Source organism: Massiliimicrobium timonense, from assembly GCF_042850985.1.
Taxonomy (GTDB): domain Bacteria; phylum Bacillota_I; class Bacilli_A; order Erysipelotrichales; family Coprobacillaceae; genus Allocoprobacillus.
This window is the reverse complement of the sequence record NZ_AP031415.1, coordinates 961,002-985,793: the sequence shown is the minus strand read 5'-3', so window position 1 is coordinate 985,793 and position 24,792 is coordinate 961,002. Positions and strand designations below refer to the sequence as shown.

At 28.0% G+C, this 24,792-nt stretch carries 18 protein-coding genes and 2 CRISPR repeat arrays (1 of these 20 cut by a window edge); of the genes, 2 read left to right on the top strand and 16 right to left on the bottom strand.

The genetic code is table 11. From position 1 onward, the window contains the following. Positions 1-1,542: a CRISPR direct-repeat array (repeat unit 30 nt; unit sequence ATTTCAAAACACCATATGTTGATATTAAAC); it reaches 320 nt to the left of the window's first position. Positions 1,543-1,714: 172 nt separating this feature from the next. From cas2 to cas6, 8 genes are read right to left on the bottom strand one after another with little or no spacing between them, the layout of a single operon-like run. Beyond that, entirely contained in the window at positions 1,715-1,999 is a 285-nt protein-coding gene (gene cas2 / locus ACGHJ8_RS05095) for a CRISPR-associated endonuclease Cas2 (RefSeq protein WP_087357668.1), read from the bottom strand. Continuing rightward, positions 1,999-3,000 (bottom strand): type I-B CRISPR-associated endonuclease Cas1b, encoded by a 1,002-nt coding sequence (gene cas1b, locus ACGHJ8_RS05090; RefSeq protein ID WP_087357667.1) that lies wholly within the window; start codon positions 2,998-3,000, stop codon positions 1,999-2,001. Before cas1b ends, cas2 begins: the two co-directional genes overlap by 1 nt. A 15-nt stretch (positions 3,001-3,015) precedes the next feature. Further along, a complete protein-coding gene (locus tag ACGHJ8_RS05085; protein ID WP_390542068.1) occupies positions 3,016-3,507 on the bottom strand; it encodes a CRISPR-associated protein Cas4 in 492 nt (163 codons plus the stop codon). 28 nt (positions 3,508-3,535) lie between these two features. Further along, positions 3,536-6,073: a CRISPR-associated helicase Cas3' gene (cas3, locus tag ACGHJ8_RS05080; RefSeq protein WP_390542066.1), complete on the bottom strand. Its 2,538-nt coding sequence runs from the start codon at positions 6,071-6,073 to the stop codon at positions 3,536-3,538. Then, on the bottom strand, positions 6,045-6,749 hold the full coding sequence (gene cas5b / locus ACGHJ8_RS05075; RefSeq protein WP_390542064.1) for a type I-B CRISPR-associated protein Cas5b: 705 nt from the start codon (positions 6,747-6,749) through the stop codon (positions 6,045-6,047). The genes cas3 and cas5b overlap by 29 nt, the downstream gene beginning before the upstream one ends. A 2-nt stretch (positions 6,750-6,751) precedes the next feature. After that, positions 6,752-7,678, bottom strand: a complete 927-nt coding sequence (locus tag ACGHJ8_RS05070) for a type I CRISPR-associated protein Cas7 (protein WP_087357663.1) — start codon at positions 7,676-7,678, stop codon at positions 6,752-6,754. Beyond that, positions 7,671-9,461 (bottom strand): hypothetical protein, encoded by a 1,791-nt coding sequence (locus tag ACGHJ8_RS05065; RefSeq protein WP_390542062.1) that lies wholly within the window; start codon positions 9,459-9,461, stop codon positions 7,671-7,673. Before ACGHJ8_RS05065 ends, ACGHJ8_RS05070 begins: the two co-directional genes overlap by 8 nt. Positions 9,462-9,479: 18 nt before the next feature. Continuing rightward, the gene (gene cas6 / locus ACGHJ8_RS05060; RefSeq protein ID WP_390542060.1) at positions 9,480-10,175 is read right to left on the bottom strand and encodes a CRISPR-associated endoribonuclease Cas6; all 696 of its coding nucleotides are present in this window, start codon (positions 10,173-10,175) and stop codon (positions 9,480-9,482) included. A 285-nt stretch (positions 10,176-10,460) separates the two neighbouring features. Then, positions 10,461-13,375: direct repeats of the CRISPR family, unit length 30 nt; unit sequence ATTTCAATACATCATATGTTGTTATTAAAC. 661 nt (positions 13,376-14,036) lie between these two features. On the opposite strand from cas6, the gene ACGHJ8_RS05055 reads away from it, so the two are divergent. After that, complete coding sequence (locus tag ACGHJ8_RS05055; RefSeq protein ID WP_390542058.1) at positions 14,037-15,296, top strand: aminotransferase class I/II-fold pyridoxal phosphate-dependent enzyme; 1,260 nt, start codon at positions 14,037-14,039, stop codon at positions 15,294-15,296. On the opposite strand, the gene ACGHJ8_RS05050 is transcribed toward ACGHJ8_RS05055, so the two are convergent. The 4 genes from ACGHJ8_RS05050 to ACGHJ8_RS05035 form a co-directional block, all read right to left on the bottom strand. Then, positions 15,293-16,039, bottom strand: a complete 747-nt coding sequence (locus ACGHJ8_RS05050) for an SDR family NAD(P)-dependent oxidoreductase (protein ID WP_390542056.1) — start codon at positions 16,037-16,039, stop codon at positions 15,293-15,295. The two genes, ACGHJ8_RS05055 and ACGHJ8_RS05050, sit on opposite strands and share 4 nt — an antisense overlap. Before the next feature lie 20 nt (positions 16,040-16,059). Beyond that, positions 16,060-16,617, bottom strand: coding sequence for an elongation factor P (efp, locus tag ACGHJ8_RS05045; RefSeq protein ID WP_087244004.1), 558 nt, complete (start codon positions 16,615-16,617; stop codon positions 16,060-16,062). 74 nt (positions 16,618-16,691) lie between these two features. Continuing rightward, on the bottom strand, positions 16,692-17,921 hold the full coding sequence (gene pnuC / locus ACGHJ8_RS05040; protein WP_390542053.1) for a nicotinamide riboside transporter PnuC: 1,230 nt from the start codon (positions 17,919-17,921) through the stop codon (positions 16,692-16,694). 287 nt (positions 17,922-18,208) lie between these two features. After that, positions 18,209-20,239 (bottom strand): restriction endonuclease, encoded by a 2,031-nt coding sequence (locus tag ACGHJ8_RS05035; protein ID WP_390542051.1) that lies wholly within the window; start codon positions 20,237-20,239, stop codon positions 18,209-18,211. A 914-nt stretch (positions 20,240-21,153) separates the two neighbouring features. Between ACGHJ8_RS05035 and ACGHJ8_RS05030 the strand changes: the two genes are divergently transcribed. After that, a complete protein-coding gene (locus tag ACGHJ8_RS05030) occupies positions 21,154-22,467 on the top strand; it encodes a transposase (protein WP_390542049.1) in 1,314 nt (437 codons plus the stop codon). Positions 22,468-22,951: 484 nt separating this feature from the next. Here the strand turns inward: ACGHJ8_RS05030 and ACGHJ8_RS05025 are convergent, their stop codons facing one another. From ACGHJ8_RS05025 to ACGHJ8_RS05010, 4 genes are all read right to left on the bottom strand, one after another. Next, on the bottom strand, positions 22,952-23,254 hold the full coding sequence (locus ACGHJ8_RS05025; protein WP_390542047.1) for a hypothetical protein: 303 nt from the start codon (positions 23,252-23,254) through the stop codon (positions 22,952-22,954). A 12-nt stretch (positions 23,255-23,266) separates the two neighbouring features. Next, complete coding sequence (locus ACGHJ8_RS05020; RefSeq protein ID WP_390542045.1) at positions 23,267-23,635, bottom strand: hypothetical protein; 369 nt, start codon at positions 23,633-23,635, stop codon at positions 23,267-23,269. 102 nt (positions 23,636-23,737) lie between these two features. Next, a complete protein-coding gene (locus ACGHJ8_RS05015) occupies positions 23,738-24,319 on the bottom strand; it encodes a hypothetical protein (RefSeq protein ID WP_390542043.1) in 582 nt (193 codons plus the stop codon). A 21-nt stretch (positions 24,320-24,340) separates the two neighbouring features. After that, positions 24,341-24,679, bottom strand: a complete 339-nt coding sequence (locus ACGHJ8_RS05010; protein ID WP_390542041.1) for a hypothetical protein — start codon at positions 24,677-24,679, stop codon at positions 24,341-24,343. Between the last annotated feature and the right edge of the window lie 113 nt (positions 24,680-24,792).

The following is a 24,792-nucleotide window of genomic DNA, read 5'->3' as shown; positions in this document are numbered from 1 at the left end:
AATACATATTTCAAAACATTATATGTTGATATTGATCACTTTCTTTATCCTTTGTGATTGTATACATATCTTCATTTCAAAACATTATATATTGATATTGATCAAGAACTGTGTTTTGTGATTGCACAGGTTGTCATATTTCAAAACATTATATGTTGATATTGATTAGAGCATAAAATCATTTTTGCTTTTGCAAAAAACATATTTCAAAACACCATATGTTGATATTAATCAGGGAGAAGTGACAAATCCAGTTATCAAAAAGGAATTTCAAAACACCATATGTTGATATTAAACAGAAACTGCTCAACAAGCGTATGACACTAACTATAGATTTCAAAACACCATATGTTGATATTAAACTGCTCTTAATATCTTCTTTGTAATTTGTTCCTTGAAATTTCAAAACACCATATGTTGATATTAAACGTTCTGTGGGATAAATCAAGCGATACATGGATAGAATTTCAAAACACCATATGTTGATATTAAACATCGAAGGAATAAAATTATAGAGAAGGTGGAGGTATAATTTCAAAACACCATATGTTGATATTAAACGATGAAATGGGAGATGTTGAAGTCGAAGGAGTTGAATTTCAAAACACCATATGTTGGTATTAAACAAAATACCTCCTGCAAGTGCTGGACCTCCACCTAAATTTCAAAACACCATATGTTGATATTAAACGATAATGGTGATAAGATTGATTTTCAAGCTACTGGATTTCAAAACACCATATGTTGATATTAAACTATGGTGTTGCTAAGAACTCTAATACATTAAACATATTTCAAAACACCATATGTTGATATTAAACGTAAACGGATAGCACCTATCAATTCACATCTTTCATATTTCAAAACACCATATGTTGATATTAAACCCTACCCCAATCACAAACTCTTTTTCATTTCCAATTATTTCAAAACACCATATGTTGATATTAAACCTACGAAAACTTCATAGAAATGTATGAAGCGTATCAATTTCAAAACACCATATGTTGATATTAAACAGCTCAACAAGATGCTGCTACGGCTAATGAAGCTGCATTTCAAAACACCATATGTTGATATTAAACAGAGATCATTTTCCATTAATTTTGATGTTAATATATATTTCAAAACACCATATGTTGATATTAAACTTAACTTCTGCAATATAGTTATTGACAGTATTCATATTTCAAAACACCATATGTTGATATTAAACAACGCAGGAAAAACTGTCAATGATAAAAACAGATTAATTTCAAAACACCATATGTTGATATTAAACACGGAAGACACTGTCATTGTTAGATACAACAATAGATTTCAAAACACCATATGTTGATATTAAACGATATGATGAAGTTCAAGATTTTATTAATCATATATTTCAAAACACCATATGTTGATATTAAACAGATACGTGGGTATATTAACGATTAATGATATTAGATTTCAAAACACCATATGTTGATATTAAACTCAATCCAAATATTGCTGCGTCTGTGACACAGGCATATTTCAAAACACCATATGTTGATATTAAACCCAATAAAATCAATGCTTTTTTATTTACTAAAATGAAATTATACTGATTATAACAATATTTTTTTAATTTTTTACCAGCTAAAACTATAAAATTTAATCTTTATCAAAAATTACAATTTATATTGATATAATCAGCGTTTTTTCATTTTTTCTAAAATAATACTTGGTAAATTTAGATAATAAGATTGTCACTCTCAGTTTTTTTGTTTCCAAGAATTTCTTCATCAAATACATTATCATTAAATGTTTTAATAATGCAAACAAAATCTTCTTCTTTATTAATAACTTTATTCAATTCTCTTTTTAATGATATAAGTTTAGATGGAGTAATATCACCTCTAAAAACTGAATATTGATAATGTGATAAATACTTTTTACATATCTTAAAAACTTTTTGTACTCTTTTTTCCTTTATGTCATAAAAAACAATAGCGTAGTTATAATTATACTTTTTCATTAATATCCTTCCTTCAATGAGAAAAATTCAAAGTCTTTATCTTCAAGAAGATATTTAATCAACTTATAGCAATCCATTTTCATAGCTGTTTGATAAGTCATTTTACGTTTTAACTTTTTATTCAAAAAAACTCTATTTAATCTTTCTTCAAACGCTTCAATAAAAATTTGTCTACCCTTGTCATTAAGAATACAATAATTAACCTTCTTTTCAAAATGCTCATTGACTTTTAATTTTTTATTATTCACAAGATCAAAGATAGTTTTAAATACAATTACAGGTTTAAAGGTTTCACTTAAATCTAAACTCAAAGAAAATCTAGCTTCACTTGGTTCATGTAAATAACTAATTGTTTGATTTAAATGTGTTTGGTAAATAACAGAAATACATTTCGTGTATAAAAGAGAATTTCCAAAAGAGATAAGTGCATTCATAGGATTATCAGGAGGTCTCCTTACACGTTTATTCATCATAAAATCTTCAGGTAAGATATATTGAAATGACGAATAAAACATTTGCCATAAAGTACCCTCTAAAAGCATTAATGATTGTATGTCTTGAATTTCTTCCAACTGTTTATAAAATTCATGTCTGATCCAGTCTATGATTTTTTTAACTTCTTTACGCCCATGTTTATAATAATGATATAACACATAATCAAGATTTTTTGCAATAGCAATAACAATCTTCTTAGCAATCACTATTCTTTTCATTGAATTATAACACTCAACTTCTTTAATCAGTAATCTCCCGCTTTTATACTGATCTTTAGGATAAAAAGTTCCAGAATAGTTTCCATAATAATTAAAGAAATGAATAACGATATGTTTTGTAGAAAGATAATCTAGCAGTTTTGTATTGATAGATACTTCATTCATGCAATATATTTCATGAATATTTTCTATTGGTAAATATATGTTTTTATTATTTTTTCTAAAGCACAATGAATTATCTTTTCGACTTAATTCACCCATACTTGTAATATATTTTGTTTTTCCCATACATTTCACCTTATTTTATATAAAACAATAATCATAATAAGCACATTTTTTACAGTGTTTTCTTTCTACAACATCGGGAACCTTTTGATTTTGCATCAGCTTTTGTATTTCATTCATTTTATTCAATAACTCTACTTCTACTTCATCATTGAGTTCTACAATCATAACTTTTTTATCTTTATTTTTCTGAATAAACTCCAGTTTTCCTTTTCGATTAATCCCTTTTTCTTTTAACACATATAAATAATAAATAAGTTGCCATCGACTAGCCTCAACATCGGCATCACTTTTCTTTGTTTCAGTTAAATAATCTTTTGTTAATTTATCTAATTTAATATTGTCAATTGCTATTTCACTACTATCATCATCTTTATATTTTTCTTCATGCAATGCTTTACCAATCTTCACATCTTCACTATTATTTTCCATGTTTAATCTATTTGCATGAAGATAACATTGTCTAGGACAATGAATATAATAATTCATTAATGTTCCATTGATTTTCATATTCAACACTTCCTTTATAAATCAAATATTAAAGAATGTCATATTCAATTTGTTCGAAACGTTCTCTATCCAATTTACCATTAACAAAATAGTCATCAGCATCAAAAACACAAAGAAGATCTCCTATATAATCGTTATAATGAATAAATGTTTTTTTAGGAAATTGATAGGTAAAATCATGAAGCTGACTTCGCACATCCATTAACTCTATCTGCTTTTTATTGTAGTTCATAGCATTATTTTCCAACAATTCTTTATAACGATTCCATACTTCTAAACCATCAATAATTTCACCATCATTATTTTTAATTTGTCTACATAAAACAACATCTATCATCCATTGGTTATCATCTATAAGCATCATTCTTTTAGCAACCTCTAGATAATTAAGTTTATAGACAATATCATTATAAAAATAACTTAATCCTTCTTTATCAGTATTTTGATTTCGATTGACTTTTAATGCCTTTAAAACCTTTTCATAATAACAAGAAAAATCCTTTTCTTCTAAAATTTCTCTCATCTCCTGGTTTTTAAGCGTTAATAAATCATCCGATCTATAATCATGACGATAAATCACATGAAAATTATCAATATCAAAAAAGTATATATCTCCACTTTCCATATTTGATCTATTAATTCTTCCAGCAAACTGTTCTTCATTATCTAATAAAGAAATATTTTTATAACCTATATCCATATCAATATCGACACCGGCTTCTATAACTTGTGTTGCAACGAGAATAATGGGTTTTGTAACCTTACCACGTATTTTTGAAATAATTCTCTTTCTTTCAATAGCTGAATCATCACCTGTTAAACATTCAATATCAATGTCATTTCTTCCTGATTTTAAAAGCAAACGATAAAATTGATAAGCAGACTTTTTTGTTATAAATTCAACAAGTATCTTTTTATGAGGAAAAACATTCTTTAAAACATGTTTTTGCAAATCATCTAATGTAATTTCAGACTTTAACAAATCATAATGATAATGAACCCTTCCCTTAAAAAATTCGTGTTGATAATATAACTTTGCATTTGGTAGCAATCTTGTCACACCATCATTCAAATGAAGAAGATGATCTAAATCAGGTAATGTTGCTGACATAATAATAATTTTCATATTCATAAGATTGGCACATGCTTTTAACATTTCAATCATTTCTGCCCAAATATAATTTTTATAACTCTGTATTTCATCTAGAACAATAACTGAATCAGCTAATTGGTGAAAACCAATAATATTTTCTTTTTGATTCCCAAATAATAATTGAAAGAAACTGACATGTGTTGATAATATAAATGGATAATTCAGAAACTGTCTATCCAGCAACATTTGTTGATATTTATACGCTTCATCTTCCTCATCATGCAAATCTGGTGGAGGTGTTATAGAATTGACCACAACAATTTGTTTCATTAATTCCTTATGATCAAATGATAACTCTAAATTATGTTTATTTTGTTCTACAAGGGTATTAAATGGATAGATGTAAAATAATTTTTTTCGTCCTTTCATTAATTGAAAACTTAAATGAAGTGCTATATTGCTTTTTCCACTACCTGTAGGAGCCTGAAGGAAGAAAATAGGATCCGTATGATGTTTCTTTAAATTTCTATCAGCATCCAAAAATATTTCACATCTTAAATCATTCATTGTTTGAACATGGCTGAGCGTTTTATCATTTTCATGATATTTTTCTCTTTCATACTCATAAATTCCTTGCATCAAACCTGAACGATAATATTCTTTTTCAAACTCTTTAATATCTGTTAAATTGCCAGAAAGTCGTACAGGTCGTTTATATTGGAATTCACTTGTTGCATAGTAATCACTCATGACCAACATAGAATAAATTAAACGATAATAAAAATATTTATAATGTCGATGGTTAGTAAGACAATCTTTTTCTTGAAAATAATCTAAATAATCACATATAGATTTTATTTTCTCTTTGTTCAAATATTTCAATCCCTTATATCCTTTAAGCGGTTTATGCGTTAAATGTTCAATTAAGTTTTGAGTATTCAAACTTTTTAATTTCTCAATAAATTCATAAAAAGAATCCAAATGACTATGATGTTTTGATATGAGATAAGCATGTTCTAATATCGTTCTTTCAATAAAACATCTATCTTCATGAGAAAGATTTGTCATTTTATCAAGTTTATTTAAAAAGTAATCTAGATATATCAAAGATGATAAAAACGAATGATGACTTTTGGTAAGTCCTTTATATTTATTTCCAATATTGTTATTCATTTTCAACTTTTGAAACATTGGATTAATTTTACCAAAATCATGAAAAGTCACTATATTCACGAATAAACTATTGAGAAATTCAAAAGACACTTTAAAATTTTGAAATCCCATGACTTCGTAAAATTTATAAACGATTTTTTCAATATCTTTATAATCATACAGTTTCATAAAGTACTCTTGACTTAAATGAATGTGATTGTGTAATAACTCTTTTCGATTATCTATGTTATGAGCATAGAATGTATATTGATCATCAATAATATCATTATAATCAATAAAAGATAATGTTTTTTTCTCCATCATTATAAACTTCCTTTTGACTTTCTATCATTGTCGCATCAGTAAAAATCATTTTTGCTAATTCATAATGATTTGTACTTTCTTTCAAAGATATAGGTAAATATTCTTCATATTTAAATTGGATATGAAAGAAGTCAAATTGAAAATCATCCGCTTTAGCAAGACTATCAATACGAATATTTTTAGAATTATTCATTTGTAGATCAACAACACTCACATTTTCAATAATGGCAGGATGATCATTTTTACCAAGATAAGGTATATAAACAGCTTTTCTTTCAAACAAATACTCACTTAACTTTTGACTTTCATCGTCGTCAATTAAAACATATATCATCCAGCTTGGATTTTCTAACCATTGTTCTTTGACAATCAGATTACCACCTTGCTCTTGAGATGCATATCCAACTGAATTATTAAACACTTGAACTTTTCTAGCAAAGCATCCATGTTCTTGATGAGGAATAATAGCGACTTTTAATTCTTTCAATTTATCATAATATTCTGGATACACTTCAAATGAGCTTTCATATCCTTTATAGCCTAAAATAGCACCAAACATCCCCAAAAGAGCAGGTTTATGTATATTTCCATAGGTAAAGTAAAAGTAACTGTTTACTTCAGGGTTTTTAAAGAATGCAGTTTTTCCTTTCAGAGTAAACTTAACCGCCTTCATATTTAAACCTCTTTTCTTGTTACAATATGATAATAATGAACATCAGACAAGTCACAATCAATCATAGTTGTATGAGGATTATAGTACACTTCAATATTCAATACTTTTGATTTTACATCTTCCAAAAGATCTCTTAAATGAATAGAAATAGTGTTTTTATCTTTTCCTTTTTTAAATTCAATATATTCGGTTAAATTAGGTAAATATAATGTTGGTTCAGTTTCTACAAATAATCCAAACTCATTTTCACAACCTTCTTTTGAATTTGTAGCAAATGCTGTTGCACTAGATAAAGATGTATCTTTAAATTGGAGATAATCTCCTTCTGTATATCCGTCTGTAACACCCAGCTTAACAAATTCATCATAAGCATGAGGATTAATAACAAAAGGATAGAAATAATGAGCTTCATCGCTGACAATCTTCGTTCCTAAAGTAGAATTTTTTGCATCAGCATCAGTTCCATCTTTAAATGGTGATAAAATTTGTTGTTCCTGTGCTTCACTTTCAGGATATTTATTAAATCCTTGTCCAAATTGAACAGCACCTGTTATAGAAATATTCATTTTTGCTTCTGCAAATGTCGCTCCAAAATTTTTAACATCAACAGCTGTAAATAAGTTTTTCAATACTTCAGAAACATCTTTACATTTTGATAAATCTTCAATTCCAAATAAATATTCATATCTTTCTTTTAATGTTCTTGGAACAAGTGATACTGCATCTTTATCTTTAGACAATATCATTGATTTAATATACAAAACTTTTTCTCCATTATTATCCCATTGTTTTTTCATAGGATATTTGAATGCTTTATCACTTCCAAAAATTTCCCCTGTAGAAATTGTCTTTGGATAACCTGTAAAATCAGCATTCCAGTTTGCCATAATTGAACTGATACCTAAAACACCATATACCCTTTTATTCATCTTCATCTTCCTCCTTGTTTTTTTCTAAAATTAATAGTGGTCCATTAAATCCTGCAACTATAAACTCACACAAAATGTTGTTTGTATCATATCTCATAATATGTTCTACTAATTTAGAACATCTACTTTCCAAATAAAAATCAATTGCATAATTATATTTTTTATACATCTGTATTAATTTTTGTTTCAATTGTTCAATATCTTTACAATTTAAATATTGATTAATGAACACATGCGTCTTTTTTGACGATTTGCTTAAATACACAAAATATTTTACTAGCTGTCCTACTGCATAATTAAATTCCTTATCATCATTAAACTCCCAATCTTTTTCTTTTGGAAGGTTAATATGCAATCTTAACTGATTTTTTACATCCATCATTTTTTCACCTATCTTCCTTTCATCATCAAAATAATCTAATAAAGACCATCTCAAATTTAATTTATGTACTAACATCAACTGACTACTTTGACTTATACTATTGATGATTATATACCATGACATTTTATCTATAATCTTTTTTAAAATTAACAAATCACCTGTATTTTTAAACAATTTTAACTGATCCCTATATGTTAGTAGACATTTTTTTAAATAATCATTGTTTATTTGCATATCACTAGCATTCATATAGAGATTTCTTTTCAATTTACCATCAAAGAATACTTGATCAATTATGTTAAACATTGATACCATATTGTCTAAATATTCTTCATAGCGAATATCACTTTTTTCTATATATTCATCAGATATTTCCATATAATTTTCTAAGTAAAAAGATTTCTTTAAGCTGTATGAAAAAGATGAAACAACTTGACTATCTATAATTTCAGCCTCATTCTTTCCTTTTTGACAGCGTATATAATAACCCTGAATATTTTTTCCCTTTAAGTCTTTATCATCAGCAATAGCTAATATTTCATTTTCATTTCCAAACGTATTGATATAAAAATCATAGCATCCTTTAGAAACTTGACCCCATAAATAATCAAAGAATTGTGCCTGTAGTAAAGCCTGTTCTTGATTTACTAGATATGGTGTCTTTACTTTCCTTGTTTTATTTAACAAAAATGGTTTTTTAGAATTAAGATTCATATTGTTATTAGATAAACCTAATATTTCATTACCATCTTCAATGTTATAATCATTGCTATTATAGAGATTTGGTAAAAGATACCTTTTATTTTCTTGTTTATAATAATCCAAGGTTTTATCTTGATCACTAAACACAAAGAAGATTTTTATATAGTCTTTTTTATCTAAAGCAATTCCTTCAAATATATTTGTATGTAAAACATATTCTTCAATACTTTCAATAATTTTTTTATCAACTGGGCCAATTTCTTTTTCTACATTTTCATAAAGTTTTTTTGAATTTGATTTTTTCTCATACTTAGACATTGGATTTTTAAGAATAGCATAATACTTTTTTATAATATCCTTATTGAGTTTTCCTGAAAGAACGCTCTCTTTTTTTACAGACAAAGCAAAATAATGGCAAGAATGAATGACTTTTTTAGGATCAATGGGTTTATTCATATCCAAAAGCTTACTATAATAATCTAACTCTTGTATATAAGTGTAATTTGTATTTTGTGAACCATTTATTTGTTTCAATTTTTTATCATAGAAAATATCTATCGTTTCTTTGATTTTCCAGCCATCTTGATTATTCATTTCAATAAGGCGATATGTACCATCTTTAAGACTATATGAATCTGTCACAATTCTACTATCTTGTTGAACAATTTCACCAAACACTTCTAAAATTTCTTGAAGCAACTTTTTTACCTCCTTCCTTTATAAGTATTCATAATTCATAAATCCAAATCCTCTAGAATTATTTTCGAGAACGCCTGTTCCTAATGCTAAATATGCTATTTTTTGTGCTCTTTCATTTTGAGCAATTTCTATACTTATTTTATCTCCTAAAAGATGAATATTTTTGTATGGAACTTTTACTGGAACTTTGTTCTTGAATTCTATACAGTCATAAATCATAAAGTTCTCATCTAAATTTTCATCTACAAATAGTTTGTATTTTTTCATTAGATTATCTTTTATTCTTTTCTCAAATTCTTCTAGAGACATGTAGTTTTTCCAATAACCTTTTTCATCATTTTTAACAATAATTGGAGTAATGCAATATATTCTCTTTATTAATTTGTTAGAAATAATCCTCACTTCTCCACCCAATGCCTCTATTTCATTAGTTTCATAAAAAGATAAACGAGACAAAAAATATTGAATCAAATCCTGTTCTACAGATCTTATTCTCATCGTATAATGATGATTCTTTTTATAAATCCCATCCTTTTCTATAGGATACAGAAAATCATGTACATATCCTTTATAATGATGAGCATTATGATATTCTTTTAATTTTTCATCCTTAGATAAAGCACTGTCGATGAAATAGTTAAGTACATTGGCTAATTGCTCATAATGAATATCACATTTCAATACTAATTTAACTTTGTATTCATATACTTTCATTTTTCAACCTCACTTCATTTGTAATTTTTTTGAGTAAAGATACTATATCAAAACATTCTCATATCTAATACTAATGTAAAATGATTAATCATTTATAAACATATTTCATATATCTCTCACTTCCTTATCTGTAAATAAAATTGATTAATACAAATATCAAATGTAACAATCATCAATAAGCTTACTACTATTAAAACATATAAATCACTTTTTAACATGCTTATATAAGTTGTTTTGATAAAGTAAATTGTTATTCAGGTTCATATGAACTTTTACATTTCCATAATTTCAAAACATCTAATGTTGTTATTAAACAAAGTGAATTCCTCCTGTGGCATACATATTCATATATTTCAATACATCATATGTTGTTATTAAGCTCAATCTGCTCGTGTCAATCGAAAAGCAAAATTAATATTTCAATACATCATATGTTGTTATTAAGCTGTTAAGGATAGTTTAGAACCACAATATTACTACATATTTCAATACATCATATGTTGTTATTAAACCATCAGGTAAGACACGTGCAATTCGTGATGTAGTATATTTCAATACATCATATGTTGTTATTAAACTAAATTATGTGCAACAATCACAGAAGAAATTGATTCATTTCAATACATCATATGTTGTTATTAAACTTAAACTATCACGCTCGGTAACCATTTCATCATATATTTCAATACATCATATGTTGTTATTAAACCTTTCTTCATTTGTGAATCCACCTCCCTTTTCAAATATTTCAATACATCATATGTTGTTATTAAACACATAATATAGTTGCAAGTCAGAACATCATTTTCATATTTCAATACATCATATGTTGTTATTAAACTGGAACCATGATGGCTTACAAGGATTCTAATAGATAATTTCAATACATCATATGTTGTTATTAAACAGTTGTTTCTTTTAACTGCATGAAGTTAGAACCTGGATTTCAATACATCATATGTTGTTATTAAACCGTTTTCCATGAAAACAAAAATGCAAAGACATATATTTCAATACATCATATGTTGTTATTAAACTTAGCCCATAAAGTACATTTTTTATACCCTAATTCAATTTCAATACATCATATGTTGTTATTAAACAACTTACAACAAAACAGTATGTGGATAATCAGCTGTATTTCAATACATCATATGTTGTTATTAAACAATGTCAGAAATTTCATACATGATTGGTAATAGTCTATTTCAATACATCATATGTTGTTATTAAACCAGAACATGCAGGAAAATGACTTCTCAGCTTGGGAATTTCAATACATCATATGTTGTTATTAAACACAATTTCATAAATGATTTTGAGATGTTTTATATTGTATTTCAATACATCATATGTTGTTATTAAACTTTATCATTTTTTTGTGTTCTGCTTTTTATCCAACTATTTCAATACATCATATGTTGTTATTAAACAAAGGGGTGAAGAAAAATGTATAATCATATAAGCGTATTTCAATACATCATATGTTGTTATTAAACTGTTGAACAACTTCAGGATCTGATGGATTTCCTGTATTTCAATACATCATATGTTGTTATTAAACTTCCTTCATCTTCTGCATACTTGAATTGAATATCTATTTCAATACATCATATGTTGTTATTAAACCACTCTTGTGCTTCTTCTTCATCAATTCCATATTTTATTTCAATACATCATATGTTGTTATTAAACCAACATGACATTAAAAATTAAGAATAATTTCTTCAATTTCAATACATCATATGTTGTTATTAAACTCTCTTGTATACCATGGATTAGCTACCTGGTACTGAATTTCAATACATCATATGTTGTTATTAAACCCCTTATCAGTCACTATTCCTCATTCCCATCATCATATTTCAATACATCATATGTTGTTATTAAACGTTCTTTGTCTTAACGCCCCTGTAACTGCTAATTTATTTCAATACATCATATGTTGTTATTAAACCAGAAACCGTACCAAGTGCATTCAACTCATTCATATTTCAATACATCATATGTTGTTATTAAACAAAAGATAAAGAAAGCATTGATAAAGCAAGTTCCATATTTCAATACATCATATGTTGTTATTAAACGAAGAATTAGAAAAGTGGTTAGATGATGGAACAATATTTCAATACATCATATGTTGTTATTAAACCATTCAAAGATACTTAGATAATCTTCAAGAAATGTCATTTCAATACATCATATGTTGTTATTAAACTCTGTTTCGTCATATTTAATAGTGTTCCCGTCATCTATTTCAATACATCATATGTTGTTATTAAACTTAGATAACGCATACTCATAATCTTCATCTAGATAAATTTCAATACATCATATGTTGTTATTAAACTGAACACTATGAAATTAATCAAGAAAATTATGATTTATTTCAATACATCATATGTTGTTATTAAACTGATTCATTAAATTCACATATTTTTCACATAATTTAATTTCAATACATCATATGTTGTTATTAAACTTTGTATTTATACACAATCATCCTTCTGGAAGCATATTTCAATACATCATATGTTGTTATTAAACATTTAACACCTTGTCCGCCACTCAAGACTCTCATTATTTCAATACATCATATGTTGTTATTAAACACTGTGCAATGTCTTCCAATGATTCTCCATACCCATTTCAATACATCATATGTTGTTATTAAACACTAATACATCATATTCTCCCATTTCAATACCCCCTATTTCAATACATCATATGTTGTTATTAAACCATTGCGTTAAATTGTTCTTGTTCAGTTGGCTGTATTTCAATACATCATATGTTGTTATTAAACTATTAACTATTAAACTTATTAAAGATTGGATAGTGTATTTCAATACATCATATGTTGTTATTAAACACCTCCAAATTTAGAATTTCTATAAATTAAGTCTAATTTCAATACATCATATGTTGTTATTAAACGTAAACCAATTACTAATAATTTCATTAAAATATTGGGATTTCAATACATCATATGTTGTTATTAAACTGTGTACCAGGAATATATATAGTACTATATACAACAATTTCAATACATCATATGTTGTTATTAAACGAATGGCAAAGAGCAAAATAGCAGGGCTGACTATATTTCAATACATCATATGTTGTTATTAAACGGCAAGTGGAAAAGATATTGATAGTTCTGAGTACATATTTCAATACATCATATGTTGTTATTAAACCCTGTAAAATCAACATTTTCTTAATCGTTAATTTTTAAAAACTAAGGTAGATAAAGGAGTTTCTCTATTTTTTACCAGGTAACAGACAAAAATTTAAAGAGTATATAAAAAAGCAAAAAATACATAGATAAATACAGCACTTTTTATAACAGGAAGGAAATTTTTGCTGGTAAAAATATCCTATATTACATATAAAAATATCACAATTCTAGTAAACAAGCAATATATTTATAGTTTCATTCCAACATTAACATTTTTTCTTTTAATAACTGTTTCACTGTTCTTATCAATATTAACAATCATCTCTTCTTTTGTGAAATTAAATTTCATTGGATGCCTCTTTTTCGATGAAAAAATTTTTTAACAAAAACACTTAGTTTAATTTTCAAGCAAATCATCATCTCCCAGTCACTCTTTAAACATAAAAAAATACACATCAAATGTTGTTATTTAGCAAAAATTTTAAAAAAATATAATTATTTCAAAACATCTCATGTTGTTGAATCAATGAAAAAATATTATTTCCTTTCTATTTATAGGATACACTTAATTGACAATAATGTCAAATTATATTTTTTTACATTATTGTTAAATTTCTTTATACAAAATAACAATATTCATGTATAATAAAGACTGAATTAATGATGGGAGGATTATAAACATGATATTAGAACAAATTCATCCAGATATACTGGAAATGGCAAAAGAATTAGATAATATCTTAAGTGATATTTATAAAAGAATAGATGAAATAGCTTTAACAAACTCTAATCGTATTTTATCAGCATTTATAGAAAATAGAGTTTCTTATTCTGATTTTGCAGATATTAACGGATATGGAAATTACGATGAAGGAAGAGATAAATTAGAAAAAATCTTTGCGACTGTTCTTGGTTGTGAAGATGCTTTAGTTCGCCCTCAGATTATGAGTGGAACAAATGCATTATATTTAACGCTTTCTGCTTTATTAAAACATGGCGATACCATGATTTCTTTATCTGGAGCTCCTTATGATTCTTTACAAGAAATGATTGGTTTGAGTGGAAATTCTACACAATCATTAAAGGCAAATGGTGTGAAATATGAACAGATTGAATTAGTCAATGATGATTTTGATGATGAGAAAATTGTAGAGAGATTAAAACAGAATAATGTCAAACTTGTTGAAATTCAAAGATCTAGAGGATATTCACATCGTCAATCTCTTTCTATTTCAAAGATTGAACGTATAATTTCAAAGATTCGTGAAGTAAATAAAGATGTTATTATTATGGTTGATAACTGCTATGGTGAGTTAGTAGAAGACAAAGAACCTGGTCATGTAGGAGCTGATGTGGTTGTAGGATCTTTAATGAAAAACCTCGGTGGTGGAATTGCAACTACTGGTGGATATATAGCAGGAAATCAGGAACTTATTCATATGGTTGCTGAACGTTTAACTGCTCCTGGTATTGGGAAGGATTTAGGTGCTAATTTCAACTTAAACAATACTTTCTTTAAAGGTTTATTTATGGCTCCTAATGCTGTCAAAAATGCTTTAAAAACAGCTGTATTTTCTGCGTATATGTTAGAAAAATTAGGTTATTCTAACGTATCTCCTCGTTATGATGAGCCACGCACAGATATCATTCAAACTTTAGAACTCAAAACAAAAGATAATTTAGTGAACTTTACACAAGGGATTCAACAAACAAGTCCTATTGATTCATTCGTTCAAGTTTTACCTGCCCCTATGCCAGGTTATCCTTTTGATGAAGTCATGGCTGCAGGTAGCTTTACACAAGGAAGCACCATTGAATTAAGTGCTGATGCCCCTGTTATTGAACCTTATACACTTTATATACAAGGTGGATTAACATTTGAATATGGAAAATTGTCTATTTTACTGGCGTTATCAAATATGAAAGGGAAGTTGGATTAACAACTTCCCTTTTGTCCACCATCAATACGTATGACAGTATTATTGATAAAATTAGCTTCATCACTTATTAAGAATTTCACTAAATAAGCCACTTCTTGAGGATCACCATATCGATTGACCATAATTTTTTCAACTTCTTCTTTTAAAAACTCTTCATCATATCCGTCCAACTCATTTTCTGTTCCTATAAAACCTGGAGCAATACAATTGACATTAACATATGGAGCAAACTCAAAAGCAAGATTATGTGTCATGGAAATCAGTGCTGCTTTAGAAGCATCATAATCTATACACATAGGATAATAAGTATTGATACCATTAGTTGAAGAAATATTTATAATTCTACCATATTCCTGATCTAACATATGTCGATAAACACGTTTACTGCAATTAAATGCACCTACAACATTGACATCTAATGTTTTTCTAAATTCTTCAGCATTTTTCAGATGAAAGAGATTAGATAAATCAACAGCAGCATTATTAATTAAAATATCAACACCACCTAGTTCCAATTCAATAGAAGATATCATCTGATCAACCTCATCTTCCTTAGAAACATCACATTGGATAGCCATACATCGTACACCATAATTGTCTATAATCATATCTTTTAATGCATGAGCTTCTTTTTTGGATGTGAGATAATTAATCACAATATCATAACCTTGTTTTCCAAGTTCTAAAGCAATGGCTTTTCCAATGCCTTGTGCTCCACCTGTAATTAATACAACTTTATTCATCTTTGAAAAAAAGAGCTTGATTAAGCTCTTCCTGCATACTTACCATCTGCTGTAAAGACAACAATTTTTTCTCCAGGTTCAATGAACTGAGGAACACGTAATGATAATCCTGTATCAGTTACAGCATCTTTTGTTTGGTTAGATGGTGCCCCTTTAATAGCTGGATCTGTTTCTACAACTGTTAATTCTACTTTTTCTGGTACAGATACTGATAATAAATCACCTTCAAAGAACATTAATGAAACTTCTGAACCTTCAATAATGTAATATTGAGTATCTCCAACTTGATCATTAGCCAATTCATATGTTTCATATGTTTCCATATCCATGAAATAGAATGTTGATCCATCTTTATATGAATATTGTGCTGTTTTTCTTGAAATATTAGCTTGATCAAATTTTGTATTTGCATTAAAGTTTCTTTCTTGAATTGCATTTGTTTTTAAGTTTCTCATTTTTGTTTTTAAGATAGCTGCACCTTTTCCTGGTTTCACATGTTGAAAGTCTAATACCTGGCAAGGATCACCATCAACGATTAAAGTTAATCCTGTTCTAAAATCTCCCGCTGATATAGCCATATTTTTCACTCCTTATATTTTTTAAGATTTTCTTTCATGCTTATTTTATCAATTTTATAGCCAATCTACAAGACTCATGCAGATATTTGTGCCTGTTTTTCTTGCGAATGTGACTGAATATACTTACTCCACTTGATATAACCATATGTTGTATTTGTAAAGTAACCTAATTTCAGAACTAATAAAACATATTGTCCAGAAATCACATTAATAACAGCTTCAAGGAATGCACAAATATACCATGCAATCCATTGTTCCCTTAATCTAAAGAAAATAAACAATCCGTTCGCAATTCCTACAGCTGATGCACAGGCATCAATATATATAATAGCTGTTTCCAATAATTGGTTGTTATAAAAATCTGTTGAGATATCTAAACCACTAATAAAATATCCTACAACAATTGTCCAGACCACAATACCTACAATAACCAAAACTTCTTGGTATCCTTTAAGTTTTCTAACAACTGTCAATTCACTTTCTTCTTCATCTTTATGTCTTGACCAGTTAATATAACTAATAATATCAATTGGTAACCAGAACAATAATGTTGTGACCATTGTCGCAAAACGATACATTAAGACAACACACATTGCTATTTCTACGATTTCTACGAATACAGAAACAAGGAAATTGTATCTTGATTGCTTAGAAATAAGTAATTCACAAAGAATATTCAAGAACGTATCTAGTAAATAAAGCAACATGATGATAATTCCATTGACACCATTTGCACTTTCTTCTGGAAAAATAACTGAAATAATCGTAGCCAATACCATGATTGATAAAAACCATGATTTTTCATATGTTGTAAATTGTTTTGCAAATAATGTCATAATCAAAACAGATATCATCAAAATAAATGAAGCAATTCCAAAGTTAAACACAGGTGTTAATTCATTGGCTTTGACTTGTCCGTATGAATGTTGTATTTCCTGATTTGTTATATTTTGATGATCAAAATAGAGCTTTGTTCCATTATCAGTTTCATATTCATATGCTGTAATACTATCATCTTCTAATTGAATGTAATCTTCATACGAATAAGAAACAACTAATTGCTTATCCCCATTTATATATGTAACATCACAAACTGTATTATCCTCACTATAATCTTCTAGTTCCCTATCTCTAGTCATTTCTATACTTTGGATAAACTTTGCATCATTGACATTGGCATTCACCTGGAACATACCATATCCAATAGATACAATAGAAGCAACACATAATAAAATAGAAATAATAACTTCTGCAATACGTAACCCTTTTCTAGGTTCCATATTGGCTTTAAAAAACTTTATCATATCAAACCTTCTCCCCTATCATTTGCATTTATAACATGCTTTCCTATTATAAACTATTTTAATTGAATATGATATATTTAATTGTTAATTATCATTAAAATTACTTATTATCTATCTATAATAAGAATATAATCTTTCTTAGTAGACAGACAATATTTTAATTATTTATACTGTCTACTAATTTTTATCATGTCACAAATAATTTGAGTTTTTATTATTGCTCAGATATATTGGAATAATTAGTCCACCCACGTAAAATAATCAGTATAATATAAAATAGTTTTTGATCATTCCAATCCTTTTTGTATCGCTGACGACAATGCTCGAAGCCTATTTATTGTTCTTTTTTCATTTTTTAGCATATATGTAACGTTCTCTACTGATGAATCTTTTTTTATAGGATATAAAACGCCTATTTCGTCTTGTGAGAGCGTTTTAAATATATTCAAAAGTTCTTTTAAAGATGGAGAAATCTCTGTATTTCTTAATAACAAATACATATCACGAGCAGAAAGGCTACCTAACATTTCCTGTTCTTTTTCAAACATAGAAACTACTTGTGTAATAATATCCATCTCTCTTTGTCTAGCAGCTATTAATTCATCAAGCTTTGAAAGTCCATCAGGAATTTGGAAAATAAAAGCAATTTCTTGTAGGCTCAAACCTAAAGTAGAAGACATTCTAGCAATTTCAATTAGCTCTACATCAGTAATCAATGCAAACCCTTTCTTATATGCATGATTTCGTATAGTATCACCACTAAAACCAGGTCCAACAATCGCTACATAGTCAGCATTATTCTTCTCTTTATGTGCATCTATTGCTACATCACTTATATCACTATGTGATACACTTCCGTTAGATTTGGACTTACCATCGACTATAGCTATAATACTTTTTCCTCCATCATCTTTCCAGCGCACAATCACATCAGTATCTCCTGAACCACCGACTCTTTTTGCCTCAAAGCCCATAAATGTAAAAATATTTGCAATAGCTTCTTCGAATGCTACACCAGGAGCTTTTCCCTCTGCTACTGGATTAACCGACGCACTATGTAACTGTTCAAAAATCTCAGTATCTACATTCTTTTTAGAAGAAGTAGTAGTATCATGCATTTCTTTTTTTACTTCATAAATCCCTTCTTCTGCCAATGGTAAATTCTTAATAAAACATTTACCTAAATGCGTTGCTCTCAAATGCAAATATTGTGGTTCTTCTAAAACTCCTGCTTCAAGTAAAAATCCTATAATCCATCTAGCTTTTTCATTATTCAACCCATATACTTTTGCTTTTGCATAAAGAGTATTTCTCTGAATATCTATCTCTGCAAACTTAATCATTTCTCCTACAAAACGCATATGAGCATGAAGAATTCGAATAAAATCCAAGTCATCACCTGTTTCACACCATGCCTTTGCAGCAGATGTTGTAATATAAATATTTCGTCCAACTTCTTCTATAAGCCCTGATGCTTTTAGAAAAGGTAACATTGACTCAGCGCTACTTTTTTTAAGATTAAACTCATTTTCAATAAATTGAAATAAATCAGTTTTAGAAACTTTTTCAAGTGCAAATTGAGTGATAACACGTAAATTATTTATACGATTAGGACTTGGAGTCCATATATTATAAGTACTACGTTTTTTATGTAATTCAGGCGTTTCTGCTAGTTGTTGAAGCAGTATTGCAATTTCATAAGGAGGAGTTGAAACTGATATATCGTTTATTACATTCTCAAAAGATGAAATAATATTTGGTGTTACAATATTCCAATCACTTAATGCACTATATCCTGCTTTCGTTACTTGCCATTTTCTACTTCCCACAGGTTGTATTAATTCTAAAACTTCTAACCAATCTAACCTTCTTCTTGTATTACTGCAATTTTTCCAATTCAAATGATAATCATTGCAAAGTTTTGAATGTATTTCCTGAACAGTACCTGGTTCAATTTTTAGAATTTCAAGAATCTCTCCAAATAATCGAAAATGATTATGCATAAGGTTAGCTAAATTTCTTTCTGTCAAATCATTGCAGAAGTCAATACCAATATCTGTTAAATATAATATTCCTGCGTGATTACTAACTAGCCCAACACCTTTTAAAAAGGGTGTATACTCACGCCATATTTTGGGTATATCAATTCCTGTCAAAACAGGAAAAGAATCTAAATCTGTTGCTTGTCCTAATCTAACTAATTCTACTAATTGTTTTACTAAAGAAAAATATTCTTGTTTTCCACCTGGCAAATCAGGAATTGACCATGATTTTTTTCTCCATTCATTTTTTTGAAATTGAATTTCATCTACGTTCATACTATTTCTTTGTATAATATAATTAAACTTATCTAAGGTAGATAAGTTTAATTTATACTTACTCCTTTCTTAATTTTCTTGTAAAATTGTTAAAGTGAATATGTACTTTTATACCTTTCCTTATAGCTTGACTATCTCAAGAATTTTATTGCCACACGAGTATATGTGAATTATCAGCAATTAGATAAATTATTTAACTTATATTTTCAATTAGAAACTATCATATGTTTTTATGGAGCTCATCCATATATTCTTGAAAGTCTTGCATTTATAAAAATTATTCCTGTTGATATCACTAAATCCCATCATTTTACTTTTGTTATTGATGATTGAATTAGTTATAATCTTATTATACTTTTTCTTTAATGGAACTATCAATATTTTTTAATATCATTCATCCATCTGTTAACCAAAAACAAGTAATTGGTGTTAAATCTAATTGCCACTATACTGATAATCTCTTGTATTTACTTCTTGATTGTTACTGCTATGTCTATATTAGCAATCTTATTTCTACCAAAATTGAAATAAAGAAAATATTAGACAGTCAAAAAATAACAAGATTAATACTTTCGTCATCTATCATACTATTCGTTCTAACAATCACATAACGATGAGCTTTTCCAAAAATCAATTCCTATTTTCAATTAGATATTATTAAAACTATAAGGCTATTCGTTAAAAATTTGGTTTTCTCATATTCTTCTCTCTTCACATCACAAGGTAGTGTCAAAAATAGTTAGTTTATTTTATTTATAAATTAACTATAAACCTCATTCTACCTTGGTTTTCTATCTATTCTGATTAATTTCCCCCTGAAATTAATCTATAAACTTGACCTTTCTTTCTATACAAAAAGGTAATAACCGTTCTATAATGAAGTTACCACACCACAATAATAGGAGGTTATTACCATGGTCAAGATTATATCATTAATTATTCATTTTTTAAATATCATTAAGAAACTTTTATATAAATTTGAATGCTTTCTCCTGAAATTCCTTCCAAGCGATCCTAATCATTCTTCTTCAATCGAAGCCTACAGGAGATTTAAGGTCCATCCCCTGCCTGTCTTAGAACCCGAACATCTACCCATCCCTTTTGATGAAGCCAAGGCTGCCTATGTAGCTAAACACAACAAACCTCTTAAGCCTGTCTTTAGACATGAAGGCAAGGTTTATCCTCCTAAAGGTACTGTATGCCCTCACTGTGGTTCAAAGCTGTCGCTCATCAAATCAAGAAATCACTTTGATATATATAAATGCTCAAATCCTAAATGCTCTCACTATAAGAAAGAATTGAAGAAGCTCTCCAAAGAGGACAAGGCAAAATATAAACAAAATCCTTCTGCCTTTTCCCTTCATTACATCACTCGTGTCTTCAATGCTTCGTTGGATATGCTTGAAAGAGTTCAGCTGAAAATTAAGCCTTCTAAAGTTGACCTTTCTCGTATTCGTAATTCCAGACATGTTTTAGGTCTTGCTTTGACTTATTACGTTAATTATGGCCTTTCTCTAAGAAAAACCGCACTTATTCTATATGAAGTCCATGACATCAAGATATCTCACCAGACAATTGCTAACTATGCTCAGGCTTCAAGCCATCTTCTTTTTCCATGGATGGATAATTTCAAGCATGATCTCAATGATTATCAATGTGTCGATGAAACCTATGTCAAGGTTCTTGGCAAGAAAGCCTATGTCTTCTTCATGTGCGATGTCAGGAAGAAGATTATTACATCCTATAGAATATACATGAATCGTGATACCTTCAGCGCCATTGATTCCTTTTATTCTGTTTTGAGAAAATTCAAGGAAATACCAGAAAATCTTGAATTTGTCGTTGATGGCAATCCCATATACAAGGCAGCTCAGCAGTATTTTCAGCTCAATCGTATCTTTTTCAAGGTGACACAGGTCATTGGACTTACGAATGATGATCCTGTATCAAAGGAACATCGTCCTGCCAAGCAGATCATTGAGCGACTGAATAGAACATTCAAGTATTCATATGCCATTAAGAATGGATTCAACTCACTTGAAAGTGCCAATGACTTCATGTGTCTATTTACGACATACTTTAATTTTTTAAGAAATCATACAACACTTGGCTATAAGCCGCCAGTTGAACTGGATTGTCTTAAAAAGACACATAATATGCCAAGCAAATGGAATATATTGCTGGACGAAGCATTGAATTACTACATAGAATCAACTATGGAATTCTAGTTATGAAATAATTTCATTTTTTCATAACTTATTTGACACTACCTGCTTACTTTCTTCATCATCATTATATTAGAAAAAAATATATTTTAAAAGAACCACCATATGGAAATCATGCAAATCAATACATATAAATCTTCTTTAATCAATTATAATACTTATAATTAGATAAAATAAAGCTAAAATATGTCTTTATTTATTTTATAAGTTAATTGATAAATCAATAACTCCATTTTTATTTGGTCATCGTTATCATAAAAATTCTTTAATGTATGAAATCTTTTTAAAACTAAGAAATCAAACAATAAATAGCATTCAGGCTGTTGGCAAACAAAAAGCCAACAGCCTGAAAGAAGATGTTATAGATTTCTCTATCTTGCGTCTTTAAGCCATTTTTTATTTTACCGACGAGTCAGAACCGTCACTCGTCATCATAAAACATTTTAAATATTTAATAACTTACTTACAAATAGTGGTTTACATATCTCTAAACATTTTGCAATACAGATAATCCATATATCTCAGACAGTAAAAGTATAAAATCTTTTTTGTCTGTGTTTAAAATACCTAATTGTTTTAGATTTATATCTTCCTTATCTATACTTTGAATAAATTGAGATAAATCATTTTTAATCATATCAAGGACTTCAATTTTATTATCTGGTACTAATAACATTGATAATCTTATAACATCATTTTTATGTTTCTTGATATCACGACTATCAACATGATTTCCTCGTTCCTTACGTTCCTTTAAATCCAGCCAAGCTTTTGCTTTAAAAGGAATCATATGTTCAGCATCTCATATTGATATACCATCAATGATATGTATTCCTTTTGTTAAAAAGTCATAATAATCATCATTTAAAAGAATTGCAGATAATCTTGATATTTCATCATCAACATGTATAGGAACAATATATTGGTTTGTTGTTGGTGTCATCCATTTTGGACTTTTAGAGAACAACTCTATCATCATTGGATATTCAGATGATTTTGGTTTATAGAAACGATAAAATTCAGTTTTACCTGTGCCTTTATGAATATGCTCATACTGAGCTTCACTGACATATTTCCAAAATACTTTTGCAAATTCTTTCGATAATGCTTCTATGATGAGAACCACATCAATATCTTTAGTCGCACGGAAATCTAAATTTTTTTCTGACATCAATAATTCACAAGCTGTCCCTTAGATAATGACATATTCTCTTTCAAAACCTTTGAAATATTTCTTAAAAGATTCAATACCAATCATTATAAGTCTCCTCTCTTACAAAAATGTATCCTTAAGGAATTGTTCTAATTCCTTATCAAGTCTTTCATCATGATTATTTAAAAAAGAAGTCATTAAAGATATTTTATCAATATGTTTTTGATCTTCACTAAATAGTAGTGGATCATATTCCCAAATCTGTACTTCTATTTGTTGCTCTTTATCAAACAATTCTTTTTGGGTATGAAGATCTTTACTATTTGCTTTATCAATCGCATATATTTCGATTTGAGGTGGATTCATAAAACTATATTGACTTAAAGCAGATTCACCTGCTAAAACCATATCTTGAGTTCGTTGATCTTTCATCATATAGAATTGACTTTTTACAGGCGATTGAAGATAAGGTCTCATTTTTTTAAATAGTTCATCTTTATTCAATGATGTGGTCAAATAAATTTTACGACCATCTTTATGTTCTTTAAAAAATGTTGTTGCAACTAACTGTCGATATGAACGAGTAAGTGTCATATGAGAAACATCAAGCACCTCTAAAGCATCATTAATAAAATATTGATTTTCATTTTGATATAAAATCCAAATAAATAACAATTGAGCTGAAAGTGTTAATTTTTCCACATTTATGTTCTGTTCAAATTTTTAATTTGTTAGAAAAGTTGTCATAAAAGGCAAAAATACCATTTTGTCTTTTAATATAAAGGGAATATTATTTTGAAGAAGATTTTGTTTTCTAAAATATGATATTTCATTTAAATTGATATAAATTGGTAAATCTTCTATAGATTGAATGCTTGCTATCTGTTTTTTTAAAGAAGATAATGGTGGAAGTACATCATAAGGCGTCAATGACAAACAATAAATTCCATTTATTGAAGCTTTTTGAATAAAAAAATAATTACTAATATATAAAGGCACTTTCTTCACTTTATCCCATGATTCTAATTCAATTTTTAATCCTAAAATATTTAATGCATTCATCATTTCACCTCCATATTAACATTATATATAATATATTAACATTTCTATTGTTAATATTTAATGTATGTTGTTAACATAAAGTTGTAGAACAAAAAAATTTCAATTTTTTTATA